Origin of the sequence: Nonomuraea sp. NPDC001636 (assembly GCF_040298265.1) — a bacterium.
Lineage (GTDB): Bacteria > Actinomycetota > Actinomycetes > Streptosporangiales > Streptosporangiaceae > Nonomuraea.
Genome location: NZ_JBEOZT010000025.1, coordinates 164,997 through 180,504, shown reverse-complemented (window position 1 = coordinate 180,504; position 15,508 = coordinate 164,997). Strand labels below are relative to the sequence as shown.

Below are 15,508 nucleotides of genomic sequence, written 5' to 3'. Positions count from 1 at the left end.
AAGTTAAGCTTCTCTGCGCCGATGGTACTGCACTCGGGAGGGTGTGGGAGAGTAGGTCACCGCCGGACAATCTTTCGAAGAGGCCCCACACGGTTTGTGTGGGGCTTCTTCGCGTTCGGGGAGGGCTTCGGCTTCGGTCGGGGCCCTTTCTGCGTTTCCGGGGCCTTTCTCTTTTTCCAGGGTGTTGTCGCGGGTGCTGGGGGTGGCGCGCGGCGCTGGCTCGGGGGACCGGTTCGTGGAGGGCCTGGTGGACCCGAGGCACGGTGGACCCGTGGGCCGGTGGTCCGGCTCGGGGGTGCGCTGTTGCAAGGGGCGGGTACCGCTTTCGGTGGATTCCAGTCAGTTCCGCCTGTGGTCAGTCCGAGCTGGCCCATTTCGGAGACTTAGGGTTCGTATCCGGCGCCTGGGGCGATGCTCCTCTGTGCCCGTCCTTGGGACGGCCCTACATCTGCGCTGAATGTCGACATCTACCCGCCTGCGCAGAGCGGTGGCATCCCGCGACCGCGGACAGACTTCAGGTGTCGGCGTTGCGTAGGTGGGCCAGGACCTGTTGAGCTTCACCGTCGCAGGCGTGCCGCCGTCAGCTGTGATCGAGCCCATGCCCACCTCGACGCAAATGGTCAGAATCATCCGGAATCGCAAGTGAAGAAGCCCTCATCCTCCTCGCCAGGGCGTGTGGGTGCATACTGCTGCAACATCCCGTTCCGCAGCATCCACACGCGAAAGAACGACTCCTCCTGATCCATCAAGAACACCTGGACGGCGTGCGGGCATCCCAGGCGATGCTTCGGACACGATCAAGAACCGCGGGCAGATCGGCGTGATTGAGCGCCCCGGCCCACACGCTGCATTCGGGGAACTTCCAGCCACCCCAGTGCGAGTCCTGGCCGGTCGTCTCGGTCAGGAAGCCACATCCCATTCCTGGCCGGTTCCGCCGCGGAGCCTCGACCCGCAACCAGTTGCTCAACGCCTCAACGTTGGGCCGATCCACCGCATCAATCGACACCATGACATTCGCCACCCAGCTCACCAGGCGATTATGGGACACGCTCCTCTGCACGCTTGTCCGTACTCAGCTCTGCATGCCGGAGAGTACGCCGTCACTGTCCGGGGTAGGAGGCGCTGTCAGGGGGCTGCGCGCCCCTACGAGCCCGTCTCCTGGTAGCCGCAAAGGCCCGTAGTCAGCCGCGGGAGTTGCGCCATAGAAGCAGACCCACATCGCGCTGACACCAGCCCAGGTCCCCTGCCAATACAGGCCGGACCCCTGGAGTACACAGCTACGCCACCAGACCGGACAGTTGAGTGAGGACATCCGACAGGCCGGCGACAGCACTGATGTCGTGGCCGACGGAGACAAATCCCAGGCATGAGCAGGGCTCCGCTGACAGCACCTAGTTCCGGCCATCGCGAAGTCCCGGTAACCGCAGAAGCTCAGTAGGGCTCTGCGATTTGGCCGTTCTGGTGTCGGGGCAGTTGGGCTGGATGTCAGGGGTGGGCGAAGAGGGTCAGTGTGCAGCTGGAGGCGATGGCCAGGGTGCGGCCTGTGGGGGAGAAGCCGGCTGTGCGGAGTTCGCAGATCTCTTCGCGGTGGATGTGCCACCAGGTTGATCCGGGTTCGTCGCGGTAGGGGTCACCGCCGCTGGAAAGTAGGACGCTTTCGATGGGCCAGTCGGGGGTGACGACATCGATGGACCATCCGTTCGTGGTGGTCGTGTGCAGCCCGCCGCCCAGGAGGCCGGAGATCTTGATGGGGGTGCCTGTCAGAGGTCCTATGCCTTGGCAGGTGAGGGTGTGCTCGTCTGGCCAGGCTGGTTCTGGGTCGGGGTCGCGTGCTGTGCGTTGGCCGGTGACGCAGTTGAGGACGCTGCGGCCCTGGTGAGAGGTCACGAGGACGAGGTCTTCGCCCGATTCGGGGTGCACGGCGAAGCCGACGCCGGTCAAGCCTCCGACCGCTACTGGCGGCAGGGGGCGCCAGGGTGGGGGCGGGGGGGTGGAGCGGAGCGGTTCGGAACCGGGTGCGCAGGTGTTCGTGGTGGGGGTTCATGGCGGGCGAGTCCTGTCGGGGTCTGGCGGTGGTGCGGTAAGGGCGCATCCTATGGCCGACAGGTCGGGGCGGCGTTTGTGGTGGCTGGGGCGACTCGGTGGCGGGGATCGGGGGCAATGCTTGAGCCGGTAGCCGGTAGCCGGTAGCCGGTAGCCGGTAGCCGGTAGCCGGTAGCCGGTAGCCGGGGATCGGTGGGCGGGGATCGGGGTTCGTGGATACCTGCGGTGATGCGGCAGGCGGTGGGATGGCGGAGAGCGGGCATCTCGGCGCCGGTGGTCTGGGGAAAGCTCTGGAGGGCTGGTGCTCGTCGTCGCGATCTCCCCGAGGGGCCGCTGGTCTTGTTGGGGAGAGGGCAGGGAGCGCGTCTCGCCCAGGGGGGCGCCTGTTAGGTGGGGTCGCCGAGGCGGGTGCGGGCTTCTTTGAGTTGCCGGCGGACGTCGGCGAGTTCGCGTTCGAGTTCCAGGATGCGGCGGATGGCGATCAGGGTCATGCCCTGGTCGGCGAGGTCGGTCACGTGCTGGACGATCAGGATGTCGCTGCGGGAGTAGCGGCGTTGGCCGCCGGACGAGCGGCTCGGGCTGATGACGTCGTGTTCGTCCAGGCGGCGGAGGTAGGCCTGGCGGACCTGGAGCATGTCGGCGACCTGGCCCAGGGAGTAGAGCGGGGCGTGCTCGTCGTCGAAGGGCAGCTCGGGCATCGTGGCCTCCTCGGGTTTCGGGGGCGGGGCCGGGATGCCCCGCCCCCGGTGCCGGGTCAGGCCCGGATGGCCTTCGTGTCGTTGCGCCGGATCTCCACCTTGCGCGGTTTGGCGCGTTCGAGGACCGGGATGCGCACGGTGAGCACGCCGTTGGCGTAGCCGGCGTCGATGCGGTCGCTGTCGAGGTGCTCCGACAGGTAGACGCGCCTGGTGAACGTGCCCATCGGGCGCTCGCGGACGAACAGGCGTTCGTTCTCGGCGATCTCTTCCTCGCGGCGGGCGCTGACGGTGAGGACGCCCCGGTCGACGGTCACCTCGATGGAGTCCGGGTCGATGCCGGGCAGGTCGAAGCGCAGGACCACGTCGTCGTCGCGGCGCAGGCCGTCCATCGGCATCGTGGCGGCGCCGCCGTTGTCGAAGGTCTGGCGGGCCAGCCGGTTGAACTGGCGCTCGAACTCCTGGAAGAACGGGTCGATCGAAGTCAGCAGCATGGTTCCGAACCTCCTGCTTCTGTCGTGGTAGCTAACCTCCAACTCGATTTGTAGGTTAGACAGCCGAGTGGAGGGAAGCAAGGAGGGTAAGGAAGTTTTTACCCGGGCGTGAGGAGTGTGCCGGTGAGGATCGTCACGGCATGGCCGGCGAGGTGGACGCGGTCGCCGTCGAGGCGGGTGTGGACCAGGCCGCCTCTGGCGGAGAGCTGTGCACCGGTCAGAGCCGTGCGGCCGAGGCGCGCGGACCAGTACGGCGACAGGGCGCAATGGGCCGAGCCCGTCACCGGATCCTCGGCGACGCCCACTTGGGGAGCGAAGAATCGTGAGACGAAATCAGTGCCGGTGCCGCGGGCGGTGACGATGACGCCGCGCGCCTCCACTGCCGACAGGGCCGGGATGTCGGGGCGCAGGGCGCGTACCGTCTCCTCTGAATCGACCTCGACCAGCAGGTCCAGGTCGCTTTTCCCGACCCGCACCGGGGTGGCTCCGAGCGCTTTCTCCAGGCCGTCGGGAACCGTGACGGGTGTCACCTCCTTGGCCGGGAAATCCATCGTGATGAGGTCTCCGGCGGCGCGATTCACGGTTAGCGTTCCGCTGGCCGTGCGGAATTCGACGGGGCCGGTCGCGGCGCCGGTCGAATACAGAACGTGAGCGGTCGCCAGCGTGGCATGACCGCAGAGAGTGACCTCTACCACAGGGGTGAACCACCGTAGGGAATCGCCGAGCAGGAAGGCGGTCTCGGAGAGGTTGATCTCGGCGGCTACGCTCTGCATCCACCCATCAGTAACCGGAGAGTCCAGCAGGCAGACACCTGCGGGATTACCCTTGAAAGCTGTGTCGGTGAAGGCGTCTACAGTGAACAGGCGCATGTGGCCGATGCTATACGGGGGGGACGGATATCCAGATGCAAGCGGGTTGCAAGCCGTACAAAATGGAATTAGGGCTGGGCGTGTCGCGTGGCGAATGCGGAATCGTCGGTTACCGTCCAATGTGTAGGGACGTGCCGATTACGGTGAGTTCCTGAGGAAAGGACAAGCCGATGGGGGCAGTGCGCAAGGTGGTGAACTACCTTGGCCTGAGCGGGGTCGATCACTACGACGACGGCTATGACGACGACGAGCACTACGAGGACGAGTACGTTCCGGCGACGGAGCGGGCCGCCCGGCGGTGGCGCGCGAACGTCGACGCGTCGCGAATCGTGATGGTCCAGCCGCTCAAGTACAACGACGCACCGTTGATCGGTCAGCACTTCCGTGACGGGCAGACGGTGATCATGGACGTCACGGGCATGGCGATGCCTGAGGCGACGAGGATGGTCGACTTCGCCGCCGGGCTCGCGTTCGGTTGTGAGGGGCGGATCGAGCGCATCGCCGATCGCGTGTTCCTGCTCGCGCCGGCACACGTGGAGATCGAGACGACCTGATCGGGTCTAAGCAGCGCGCGGGCCGCGACGAATCAGCCGGGTGAGCTCGGCTGCATCGTCAGCGGCCTGTTTCGCGCGGGCGTCCGCTTCTCTGGCGTAGGCGTGCAGGGCCCAGACGGCGCCCTCGGCCAGCTCCTTCAGCTCGTTGACCTGGCCGGCCACGTAACGGGCGTCGGCGACGATCGTCTTGTGGCGCTGCCAGAGCTGCCAGCCGCCCAGCCCGAGCATGGCCACCCCGGCGGCGGCCAGCAGGAGCGAGGCGCTGAACGCCGCTCCGGCCAGGCACGCGACACCCGCCACGATCAGCACGAACGCGGCCCACGGCCGACCGCGCGGCACGACGCCCTCGGTGAGGATGGCGTGCTCCGCCGTGGCGATCGAGGTCTCGTCGGGGCCTTCGGGGCGCAGGTGGATGCGGTGGCCGAGCAGCGGGACGGTCAGCGTGGCCGGCGGCGTCAGCCGGCTGTCGGCTTCGAGCTCCTCGGCCAGGCCGCGCAGGATGGGCGCGGCGACGTGCAGGGCGATGGCGGCCAGGTGCGGGTCGGCGCCGGGACGCAGGTCGTCGAGCAGGTGGGAGATCAGCGAGGCCATCGGGCCGGCCGGGCCGCCCTGCCCGATCTGGGTGCGCAGGACCGCCAGCGGCTCGTCCTCGGCCCAGGACGCGGCCGGGCTGGCCGAGCTGTTGCTGAGCGGGGCGGCGGAGTCGTGGTCGGCCTGCCGGGCCGAGGTGATCTCGGCGCAGCGGCCGCGCAGCCTGGACAGGCGGGCGGCCGCGACCGCCGGACGGGCCAGGTCGGGGATTTCGGCCATCTCCGGGAAGTCGGCCAGCGACGGCGGCACGACGACCGCGGGCTCGCCGGGCACCAGCGCCTGCACCCACTCCTCGACGTCGGCGTGCTCCTGCACGGCCAGCGCGTCGAGCTTGCGCAGCACGAAGATCTTGCCGGCCGGGCCGTAGGCGCCGCGGGCGGCGGCCAGCCAGAGCGAGCGCTGGCCGTGGGTGACGGGACGGTCGAGTGACAGCTCGCCGAAGGCCGTGCCGAGCCAGGAGGCGTGGATGCGGCTGCCCTGCCCGGACACCGCCAGGGCCAGGCACAGGAAGAGCGCGGTCTGCTGCTGGTCACGGCCGGCGGCCCTGCTCAGCGGTTCGAGCGGGTCGTCGCCGGCGAGGATGGCGACCAGCGCTTCGACGGCAGGGGGCAGCCAGTGGCCGGGTATGTCGCGAAAGCCCGGAGCAGCGGGAGGAGCGGTGCCATTGGCGGCGAGGTGCGCCAGCAGCGCCTCGGCGTAGCGTTGCAACTCCGTCGCTGCTTGGGGGCTCGCAGTCAGGTCCGTGCTCAAGGCAGAGAACTCCCCCATTTCGGCCTCAGTTCATGACCGCGTAAAGCCTAGCCGTTAGGGCGCGCCAACCCGGTGGAGGCGCGCCCATGACGGAACGGGAGACTTTGAGCCAACTGCCTGTTACATGCGGTCGGGGACGGGGACGCCCAGAAGGTCGAGGCCGGTTTCGAGCACGCGCAGGGTCAGCGCGCACAGGGCCAGCCGCGAGGCGCGGGTCTCGGGCTCGACGTCGGACCGCAGCACCGGGCACTGCTCGTAGAACGTGCTGAACAGGCTCGACGTCTCGAAGAGGAAGTTGCACAGCCGGTGGGGCTCGGAGCGGGCGGTGACCTCTTCGATGAGCGTGCCGAAGCCGAGCAGGTGCAGGGCCAGGGCGCGCTCGGCGGGCTCGGCCAGCAGGATCGCGGACGTGGCGGCCGCCGGCTCCATGTCCGCCTTGCGGAAGATGGACCGGATGCGGGCGGTGGCGTACTGCATGTAGGGGCCGGTGTTGCCGGTGAAGCCCAGCATGCGGTCGTAGTCGAAGACGTATTCGCTGTCGTGGCTGACCGACAGGTCGGCGTACTTCACCGCGCCCATGCCGACGGCCAGGGCGATCTCGTTGCGGGTGGCCTCGTCGTAGCCGCGTTCGGCGATGGCCGCCGAGGCCCGGTCGACGCCCTCCTGGAGCAGGTCCATCAGCTTGATGGACTCGCCCGACCTGGTCTTGAAGCGGCGGCCGTCCTTGCCGAGCATCATGCCGATCTGGACGTGCTCGGCCGAGACGGTGTCGGGCAGCCAGCCGGCCATCTGCGCGGAGGCGAAGACCATGCGGAAGTGCAGCGCCTGGTCGGCGCCCACCACGTAGAGGATGCGGTCGGCCTTCAGGTCGTGGACGCGGTAGCGGATCGCCGCCATGTCGGTGGAGGCGTAGCCGTAGCCGCCGTCGCTCTTCCTGATGATGAGCGGCAGGGGCTTGTCGTCGGAGCCGGTGAAGCCGGGCGGGAACAGGCAGAGCGCGCCCTCGCTGTGGACGGCGACGCCCGACGACTCAAGGTCGGCGCAGGTCTTCTCCAGCATGGGGTTGTACATGCTCTCGCCGGCCAGGTCGGCGTCGGTCAGCGTGACGCCGAGCAGGGAGTAGACCTTGTTGAAGTAGCGGACGGTGGCGTCCATGAAGACGTGCCACAGGCGCATGGTGGCCGGGTCGCCCGACTGGAGGGTGGTGACCCGGACCCGGGCGCGCTGCTTGAAGCCCTCGTCGGCGTCGAACTTGGCCCGCGCCGCCTGGTAGAACTCGGTGCCCATGCCCGCTTCGAGCTGGGCGACCGCGGCCGGCTCGCCGATGTCGAGCAGGTGCTCGATGAGCATGCCGAACGGGGTGCCCCAGTCGCCGAGGTGGTTCTGCTTGATCACCTTGTTGCCGAGGTGTTCGTGCAGGCGGGCCAGGGAGTCGCCGACGATGGTGGTGCGCAGGTGGCCGACGTGCATCTCCTTGGCCGCGTTGGGCGCGGAGTAGTCGATCACGATGGTCTGCGCGGGCGTGCTGGTGCCGACGCCGAGGCGCTGGTCGTCGCGCATGCCCGCGGCCTGGGACTCGATCCAGGAGTCGGCGAGCGTGATGTTGAGGAAGCCGGGGCCGCTGACCTCGACCGTGCCGGGGAAGTCGGACAGCTCGGCCTTGATCGCCTCGGCGACCTCCCGCGGGGACCGTCGCAGGCGCTTGGCCAGGCTCATCGCGACGTTCGCCTGGAAGTCGGCGAACTGGGAGGGCCGGATCAGCGGGTCTGCGTCGGCGTGCTCGGCGCCGAACGCGTTGGCCAGCGCCTGCTGGACGCGCTCGGTGAGCACTATCTGCGGGTCGGTCATGTTCTAAGGGTACCGGCGACCTTGACCGCGATGCTGATCGCCGCAGCGGCCACCACGGAGATGCCGACGGCCGTCAGGTCGTTGCTGAGGTCGCCGGGCGCGAGCGCGAAGAAGCGCCTGACAGGCGGCAGCGACAGGGCGAGCGCGAAGAGCCCCGCCATGGACGCCAGCAGCGTGATCCGCCACCAGTTGAGCGGCCTGGTGATCAGCACGAGCACCCACCACGTGGTGAGGAAGAGCGTGATCACCGCGGACGTCTGGTCCTCGGTCAGGGTGGAGGTGCCGCTGTGCGCGGCCCAGAACGACAGCAGCACCGCGACCGCGCACAGCACCCCCGCCGGCACGGCGAAGCGCAGCACCCGCCGGACGAACCCCGGCCGCGCCCGTTCGACCGTGGGCGCGAGCGCCAGGAAGAACGCCGGGATGCCGATGGTCAGCGCGTTGGTGAGGGTGGAGTGGCGGGGCGCGAACGGGAACATCACCCCGGCCACGCCGACGGCCAGCGACAACACGATCGCGTAGAAGGTCTTGGTGAGGAAGAGGTTGGCGACGCGTTCGATGTTGGCCAGCACCCGGCGGCCCTCGCCGACGACGTGCGGCAGCGTGGCGAACTTGTCGTCCAGCAGCACCACCTGGGCCACCGCCTTGGTGGCCGGGCTGCCCGCGCCCATGGCGATGCCGAGGTCGGCGTCCTTGAGCGCGAGGACGTCGTTGACGCCGTCGCCGGTCATGGCCACGGTGTGCCCGCGGGCCTGCAGCGCGCCGACGAACTGCCGCTTCTGCTGCGGGCTGACCCGGCCGAACACGGTGTGGGAGTCGAGCAGCTCGCCGAGCTTGTCGGGGTCGTCCTGGGGGAGCGTCCTGGCGTCGATGGAACGGTCGCCGCCGGGGATCTTCAGGCTCATGGCGATGGCGGAGACCGCCTCCGGGTTGTCGCCGGAGATGACCTTGACCGTGACGCCCTGCTTGGCGAAGTAGCCGAGGGTCTTGAGCGCGTCGGGCCTGATCCGCTGCCTGAGGGTGACCAGCGCGACGGGCTCGACGGGCCCGCCGTCCTGGGCGGCCCGCAGGTCGGGCGTGCGGCACAGGACGAGCACGCGGGTGCCGGTGGCGGCCAGCTCGGCGGCCTGGTCGTAGCCGTCGCCGTCGTGCAGCAGCACGTCGGGGGCGCCCAGCAGCCAGGCGCCGTGCCCGCCGAAGTCGGCGCCGCTCCACTTGCGGGCCGAGGAGAAGGGCACGGACGAGGCCGCCGACCAGCCGTCGGCGGGGGCGGGGTAGCGGGCCCTGATGGCCTGGGCGGTGGCGTTGGGACGGGCGTCGAGGTGGGCCAGGGCGGCCAGCGCGGGCTCGACCGGCTGGCCGTCGCGCAGCGGGAGCACCTGGTCGAGGTCCATGCCGGCGGCGGTGAGGGTGCCGGTCTTGTCCAGGCAGAGCACGTCGACCCTGGCCAGCCCCTCGATCGCGGGCAGCTCCTGGACCAGGCACTTGCGCCGGCCGAGGCGGATGACGCCGACGGCGAACGCGATCGAGGTCATCAGCACCAGGCCCTCGGGGATCATGGTGACGATGCCGGCGACCGCGCCGGTGATGGCGGTGGAGAAGTCGGCGGAGTTGTGCAGCTGGCTGTAGATCAGCAGGGCGCCGATCGGCACGACCAGCCAGGTGATGTACTTGATGAAGTTCGCCACGCCCTCGCGCAGCTCGGAGTGGGCGAGGTGGAACTTGCTGGCCTCCTCCGCCAGCCGCACGGCGTAGGCGTCGGTGCCGACGCGGGTGGCGACGTACGCGCCGGCGCCGGCGACCGCGAAGCTGCCCGACAACACCTGGTCGCCGGGTTTCTTGTGCACCGGGTCGGCCTCGCCGGTCAGCAGCGACTCGTCGACCTCCAGGCCGTCGGAGCCGACGACCTCGCCGTCGACCAGCAGGCGGTCGCCGGAGCCGAGCAGGACCAGGTCGCCGAGGACGACCCGGTGCGGCTCGACCTGCTGCTCACGGCCGTCGCGGCGGACGCGGACCGGAGCCTCGTTGATCACGGCGAGCTTGTCGAGGGTGCGCTTGGCGCGCAGCTCCTGGACGATGCCGATCAGCGCGTTGGCCACGATCACCAGGCCGAACAGGCCGTCCTGCCACTCGCCGAAGACCAGGATCAGCGCCCAGAGCACGCCGATGACCAGGTTGAACAGGGTGAACACGTTCGCCCTGATGATCGCGCTGAGCGATCTGCTCGACCGCCGCGGCACCTCGTTGGTCTTCGCCCCCGCGACCTGTGCTGAGGTGAGGCCGTCCACATTTCCCCCGTTCCTGTGGATCGGTCTCACACACTACGGCGTCACCAGAGTCTGTGTGAGCGATGCGTGGCGGCTATCCGGTCGCCGATCCTGGCGACGATGCCGCCCGCGGAGAGGTCGGCGGCGACCTGGCAGGCGGCGCTGATCGCGGGCGCCCTGGAGGAGCCGTGGGCGATCACCACCGTCCCGTTCAGCCCGAGCAGGACGGCGCCGCCGTGGGCCTCGGCGTCGAGGCGTCTGCGCAGCTCGCGCAGGCGGCCGCGTTGCATGAGCGCGCCGAACTTGGCGATCCGGCTCTCGCCGATGGTCTCGGCCAGCTCGCCGAAGGCGTACCGGACCGCGCCTTCCATGGTCTTGAGCGCGACGTTGCCGGTGAAGCCGTCCGTGGTGACGACGTCGACCTTGCCGGTGAGCAGGTCGTGGCCCTCGACGTTGCCGGTGAAGCGGATGCCGGGGGAGGACTGCAGCAGTTCGTGGGCGCGTTTGACGAGCTTGTTGCCCTTCTCCGCCTCGCTGCCGATGGTGAGCAGGCCGATCCGGGGCTCGGGGATGTCGTAGGCCAGCTCGGCGTAGGCCGCGCCGAGGTGGGCGAACTGCAGCAGCATCTCCGGTTTGACCTCGGCGTTGGCGCCGGCGTCCACCAGGAGGGTGGGGGTGGGGAGCGTCGGGAGCGCCACGGCGATGGCCGGTCGCAGGACGCCCTGCTGGGCCTTGAGCCGGAGCCTGCCGGTGGCGACGATGCCCGCGGTCGAGCCGGCCGACACCACGGCCGAGGCGTCGCCGCGGCGGACGAGGTGGCAGGCGATGGCGATGCTGGAGCGCGGGCGGCGCAGGCTGGCCAGGGCGCCTTCGTCCATGGCCAGGGCCTCTTCCGCCCGGACGATGGGGACCTCTTTGGTGGCGTCGTGGTCGGCCAGCGCCTCGTACAGGATGCGGGGTGAGCCGACGAGCACGATGGGCAGCTTGCGCTCCCGTACGGCGTGGACCGCGCCGGCCACGATCTCGTGGGGAGCGTGGTCGCCGCCCATGGCGTCGAGCGCGACGGGCCTGCTGTCGGACAATGGTCACCTCGTGGGACAGACGAGCCCGCCGTCGCCCGGCCGGGCCGGTACGCGGGCTCGTGTATGTCCGCATCGTAGGCAGGCCGGACGTCAGGTCGACCGGCGGGTGGACGTCCCTGCTTCCCCGGCGCGGCGCTTCCAGTCGCGGGGGCCCGTCAGTGGAGGTTCCAGTCGTCGAGGCCGCGGGTCACGACGACCTTGGAGAACTTCGACGAGCCGGTGACCCGGATCAGCGGGCCGTCGCCCGCCGAGCCGCCGCTCACGTTCCGCTTGCCGAAGATCGAGCTGCCCTCGTCGATCACGTGGGCGTTCTCCGGCACCCGGACGATCATCTTGCTGAACTTCGCGTCGGTCTCGATGGTGATCTCCCGGCCGGGGAGCACGGCGTCGGACAGGTCGATGACGAGGGCGCCGAAGCGGGCCGACAGCTTGGTGCGCCGGGAGGCGACCCAGCGCCCCTTGCGCACGATCTTGCTGAACTTCGAGCTGATCACCTGGTGCTCGATGGCCTCGGGCAGGGCGGACGGGGCGGACACCTGGGGCAGGTCCCGGGTGAGGGGGACGAGCTCGCCGATCGTCTTCGCCGTGTAGGCGATCTCCAGACGGTCGGCGTGCTCGACGCTGGTGAGTCTTCCGGTGGCGAGCGCGTCGCCCAGCAGGGCTGCGACGCGGTCGCGGTCGGCGTCGGAGGCGCGCAGGTCGAGATCCTCGGTCACGATGAATCAGTGTATGTCGAATCGCGATATGTCGCGAGTGTCAAACCTGCAAGGAAACTTGGAGCCCAGTGGAACCGGGGACGCGGCGCGTCGCGTCCGGATATTAAGAACCGTAGACGCGCGACTGGGTCGTGAGGTTTACACGCGATCGAACAAAAAAGATGGGAAAGGCCTAGTGATCTTGAACCAGGCAGGTACCCGACGCTTCAAGGCGTACACGTCCAAGCACCTCGACGAGCTCCTGCGACGGGCGGGGCTGAACGACGAGGAGCGGCTGAGGGTCCGCGCCGTGGCCACGGTGCTGCCCTTCCGGACGAACGCCTACGTCGTGGACGAACTCATAGATTGGTCGGCGGCGCCCGACGATCCCATCTACCGCCTCGTCTTCCCGCAGGAGGACATGCTTCCGGCCGCGGACGTGGCCAGGCTGGCCGATCTGCTCAAGGCCGAGGCGCCCAACAGCGAGATCCAGGCCGAGGCCAACCGCGTACGCGCGCAGCTCAACCCGCATCCCGCCGGGCAGAAGGAGCTCAACGTCCCGAGGATGGACGACGAGCCGGTGCCCGGCATGCAGCACAAATATCCAGAGACAGTGCTCATCTTCCCTAAACAGGGACAGACCTGCCATGCCTACTGCACCTACTGCTTCCGGTGGGCGCAGTTCATCGGGGACGCGGACCTGAAGTTCGCCTCCGACGACATCGACCGCATGGTGTCCTACATCCGCCACCACCCCGAGGTCACCAGCGTCCTGATCACCGGCGGCGACGCCATGATCATGGGTGAGCCGGTCATCCGGCGCTACATCGAGCCGCTGCTCGGCCTCGACCAGCTCGAATCCATCCGCATCGGCACCAAGGCGCTGGCCTACTGGCCGCAGCGCTTCACCACCGATCCCGACGCCGACGCCACGCTCGGCCTGTTCCAGGAGGTGGTGAAGGCCGGCAAGAACCTGGCGTTCATGGCCCACTTCTCGCATCCGCGGGAGCTGGAGTCGCCGCTGGTGGAGTCGGCGGTCGAACGCATCCTCGGCAGCGGGGCCACGATCAGGACCCAGGCGCCGCTGATCAGGTCCATCAACGACGATCCCGCCGTGTGGTCGTCGATGTGGCGGCGGCAGCTGCGGATGGGGCTGATTCCCTATTACATGTTCGTCGAGCGCGACACCGGGCCGCAGGACTACTTCGCGGTCCCGCTGGCCCGCGCGTACGAGATCTTCAGGGACGCCTACTCGACCGTCTCCGGGCTCTGCCGTACGGTCCGGGGGCCGTCCATGTCGGCCACGCCGGGCAAGGTGTGTGTGGACGGTGTGACCGAGATCGCCGGTGAGCGCGTCTTCGTGCTCCACCTCATCCAGGCCCGCGACCCCGAGCTGGTCGGGCGGCCGTTCTTCGCCCGGTACGACCCGTCGGCGGTCTGGCTGACGGATCTGCGGCCGGCGTTCGCCGAGCGTTTTCCGTTCGAGCCGGCCGACGCCTTGCTGCCCATCTGAGTGGTCGCGTTCTCGCGCCACCGTCCCTGAATTGTGCGCCCCCGGCCCGTGACATTTGTTAATGCGACCACTTGTTCGCGGGCCGTGCGGGCGCACGTCGGCGGCGCGGTCCCGATGGCGTTCGGGTCCGCGCGGAATCGAAATCAAAACCGGGGTATTTCCCGTTTTGTCTCTCCGCTCAACGCTCCCCCTTTACTCGGTAACCGGGCTGCAAACCCTGCTACATGGGCTTTCCGGCCGCCTGCGGGCGATCACCGTCAGTGATACAACTGCTTCCGTAGCTCAGCCGTGACAGCACGCTTCGTGTGGTGCCCATAGCGTGTGCGCCACGGCATTCGGGGGTTATCGATTCGCATTTCCACCGCATTCGAGAGCGATCGATCACGAGCCGGGAAGGCAATCATGAATCGAGTAGTCAAGGCGGCCGTTGCCGTCACAGCATTCGGCTTGGCGGCGGCTTTGGCCGTGCCAGCTCAAGCAGAAGTTCAATTCACTCACACCGCCAAGATCGTCCCGCTGGACGGCCTGGGCGGGGGCACCAGCGGAGGCCCGCTCGACCTGCTCGGCGGGCTGCTCGGCGGCGGGCTGCTCAGCAGCCTGGGCGGCGGCCTCGGCGGCCTGACCGGGGCCGGCAAGGCCAAGTCGGCGGACGCCGCCGGCGAGGCCAGGGCGCGCGACATCGCCGACGAGAACCGGCGCGCCAGCCTGGCGATGACGCCGAACGCGGCCGAGGACGTCACCCAGCAGAGCGGCCCGCTGCCCGAGCTGTCGCCCATCCTCGGCAGCGGCGCGATCGGCGGCGGCGGCCGGGGACTGGCCAAGTCGCTGCCGCTGCTCGGCGGCGCCCGCATGGCGCAGCCGCTGGTCAAGGGCGCGCCCCAGAGCAACAGCGGGCTCACCGGCACGAGCGCCCCGCTGCGCGGCGCCATGGACACGATGACCGCCCTGGCCGGGGCCTCGGTCGGCGGCGCGATGGGCAAGGTGGGCGGCGGCGCGCTGCTGCCCGGCACGAGCTCAGGCACGGCCGGCACCGCCACCACGAGCATGACGGGCGCCACCAAGGGCCTGCGCGACCTGTCCACGGAGTCCGGGATGGGCGGGCTCACCCGCGCCGCCAGGATGGCCCTGCCGCACGCGTCCGGCGGCGAGCTGGCCCCGATGGTCGGGCAGGTCGCCCCCGTCGAGGCCGCGCCGGTCGTCGAGGCGCTGCCGGGCACCACCCGGACCGCGTCCGTCGACGAGATCACCCCGCTCATGCAGGACACCGCGGGCTTCGTCTCGGCCAACGGCTCCAAGGCCGCCGGCTCCTACAGCGACATGGTCTCCGCCCTCGGCTGGAGCAGCGACGCGCTGACGAGCTCGGTGCGGGGCTCCTGGGTTCGCGACTGAGGCGAGCGCGGCGCGTCCCGGACGTGTCGCGGACGTGACCCGCGCGGGCGCGTCCCGGACATGACGTGACGACGCGCGCACGCGGCCCCGCCGAGGGCCGTGCGACGGTTCGCCGGCGTCCCAGGTGCCGACGCTCGTGAACCGGCCGTGACGGCCGTGAGGCGGCCCGCGTTCAGGTGCCAGATTGTTCCCGCGACGGCGGGTTCCCGCTCTCCCCGGCGTCGGTGGACGCCCGCGGAACCACGGGGGCGTCGTCGCACCGACAGGACAGGCCGATGGGGTGCGCTCACAAGGTGCCGAGCGCCCCGACGGCACTGCCGCGCGTCGGTCGCGGGTCCGCCGCTCGGGCGGACGGGCCCGCCACGGGTCTGGGCGGATGCGCTCCAGCCCGGGGTTCACGCGCGCGAACCGCCGCTGACTGCAGGGCAGCGGCGCCGCGCCGAGCCCGCCGCCGGCCCCGCCACGGGGTCGGCGGCCTTCTCATGTCCCCCCTGGTCCGGCGCGAGCCGCTAGGGCAGCCGGACGCCGGTGCGCCGGGCGATCTGGGCCTGCAACCGGGCCATCTGCCAGTGAAGCTCCAGCAGCTGCTCGGCGAGCTGCATCCTGGGGATCTCGGCCACGTCTTCGATGGCCAGGTGGTCGATCGCGGCCGAAAGCTCTCCCATCGCGCGCCCCCACTCCATCAGCGTTCCTTGGATCGAATTCGCGTTCGAATACT

Annotated in this window: 14 protein-coding genes and 1 rRNA gene; 4 read left to right on the top strand and 11 right to left on the bottom strand. The window is 69.7% G+C overall.

Features of this window, described 5'->3' with window-relative positions; genetic code table 11:
* Positions 1–68, top strand: a 5S ribosomal RNA gene (gene rrf, locus ABT158_RS51355); the annotation flags it as partial.
* Between the two features lie 677 nt (positions 69–745).
* Here rrf and ABT158_RS37330 read toward each other — a convergent pair.
* From ABT158_RS37330 to ABT158_RS37310, 5 genes are all read right to left on the bottom strand, one after another.
* On the bottom strand, positions 746–1,030 hold the full coding sequence (locus ABT158_RS37330; protein WP_352361777.1) for a hypothetical protein: 285 nt from the start codon (positions 1,028–1,030) through the stop codon (positions 746–748).
* A 455-nt stretch (positions 1,031–1,485) separates the two neighbouring features.
* Positions 1,486–1,941, bottom strand: coding sequence for a hypothetical protein (locus ABT158_RS37325; RefSeq protein WP_352361775.1), 456 nt, complete (start codon positions 1,939–1,941; stop codon positions 1,486–1,488).
* Positions 1,942–2,429: 488 nt separating this feature from the next.
* Entirely contained in the window at positions 2,430–2,741 is a 312-nt protein-coding gene (locus ABT158_RS37320; RefSeq protein ID WP_352361773.1) for a MerR family transcriptional regulator, read from the bottom strand.
* 56 nt (positions 2,742–2,797) lie between these two features.
* Positions 2,798–3,232: an Hsp20/alpha crystallin family protein gene (locus ABT158_RS37315; protein ID WP_352361771.1), complete on the bottom strand. Its 435-nt coding sequence runs from the start codon at positions 3,230–3,232 to the stop codon at positions 2,798–2,800.
* 98 nt (positions 3,233–3,330) lie between these two features.
* Positions 3,331–4,101, bottom strand: a complete 771-nt coding sequence (locus tag ABT158_RS37310) for a PhzF family phenazine biosynthesis protein (RefSeq protein ID WP_352361769.1) — start codon at positions 4,099–4,101, stop codon at positions 3,331–3,333.
* 170 nt (positions 4,102–4,271) lie between these two features.
* Here ABT158_RS37310 and ABT158_RS37305 point away from each other — a divergent pair, with 170 nt between their 5' ends.
* Positions 4,272–4,655 carry a cell division protein SepF gene (locus tag ABT158_RS37305; protein WP_352320833.1) on the top strand — a complete coding sequence of 128 codons (384 nt, stop codon included), beginning with the start codon at positions 4,272–4,274 and terminating at the stop codon, positions 4,653–4,655.
* 6 nt (positions 4,656–4,661) lie between these two features.
* Here ABT158_RS37305 and ABT158_RS37300 read toward each other — a convergent pair whose 3' ends face one another.
* The 5 genes from ABT158_RS37300 to ABT158_RS37280 form a co-directional block, all read right to left on the bottom strand.
* On the bottom strand, positions 4,662–5,954 hold the full coding sequence (locus tag ABT158_RS37300) for a hypothetical protein (protein WP_352361767.1): 1,293 nt from the start codon (positions 5,952–5,954) through the stop codon (positions 4,662–4,664).
* A gap of 162 nt (positions 5,955–6,116) precedes the next feature.
* Positions 6,117–7,844 (bottom strand): arginine--tRNA ligase, encoded by a 1,728-nt coding sequence (argS, locus tag ABT158_RS37295; protein WP_352361765.1) that lies wholly within the window; start codon positions 7,842–7,844, stop codon positions 6,117–6,119.
* Positions 7,841–10,132, bottom strand: coding sequence for an HAD-IC family P-type ATPase (locus tag ABT158_RS37290; RefSeq protein WP_352361763.1), 2,292 nt, complete (start codon positions 10,130–10,132; stop codon positions 7,841–7,843). Before ABT158_RS37290 ends, argS begins: the two co-directional genes overlap by 4 nt.
* A gap of 41 nt (positions 10,133–10,173) precedes the next feature.
* The gene (gene plsX / locus ABT158_RS37285) at positions 10,174–11,193 is read right to left on the bottom strand and encodes a phosphate acyltransferase PlsX (RefSeq protein WP_352361761.1); all 1,020 of its coding nucleotides are present in this window, start codon (positions 11,191–11,193) and stop codon (positions 10,174–10,176) included.
* A gap of 155 nt (positions 11,194–11,348) precedes the next feature.
* On the bottom strand, positions 11,349–11,909 hold the full coding sequence (locus ABT158_RS37280; RefSeq protein WP_352361759.1) for a DUF1707 SHOCT-like domain-containing protein: 561 nt from the start codon (positions 11,907–11,909) through the stop codon (positions 11,349–11,351).
* A gap of 175 nt (positions 11,910–12,084) precedes the next feature.
* Here ABT158_RS37280 and ABT158_RS37275 point away from each other — a divergent pair, with 175 nt between their 5' ends.
* Positions 12,085–13,401: a KamA family radical SAM protein gene (locus ABT158_RS37275; protein ID WP_352361757.1), complete on the top strand. Its 1,317-nt coding sequence runs from the start codon at positions 12,085–12,087 to the stop codon at positions 13,399–13,401.
* Positions 13,402–13,866: 465 nt separating this feature from the next.
* The gene (locus ABT158_RS37270; protein ID WP_352361755.1) at positions 13,867–14,790 is read left to right on the top strand and encodes a hypothetical protein; all 924 of its coding nucleotides are present in this window, start codon (positions 13,867–13,869) and stop codon (positions 14,788–14,790) included.
* A gap of 509 nt (positions 14,791–15,299) precedes the next feature.
* On the opposite strand, the gene ABT158_RS37265 is transcribed toward ABT158_RS37270, so the two are convergent.
* Positions 15,300–15,455: a hypothetical protein gene (locus ABT158_RS37265; RefSeq protein WP_185845322.1), complete on the bottom strand. Its 156-nt coding sequence runs from the start codon at positions 15,453–15,455 to the stop codon at positions 15,300–15,302.
* Positions 15,456–15,508: the final 53 nt, after the last annotated feature.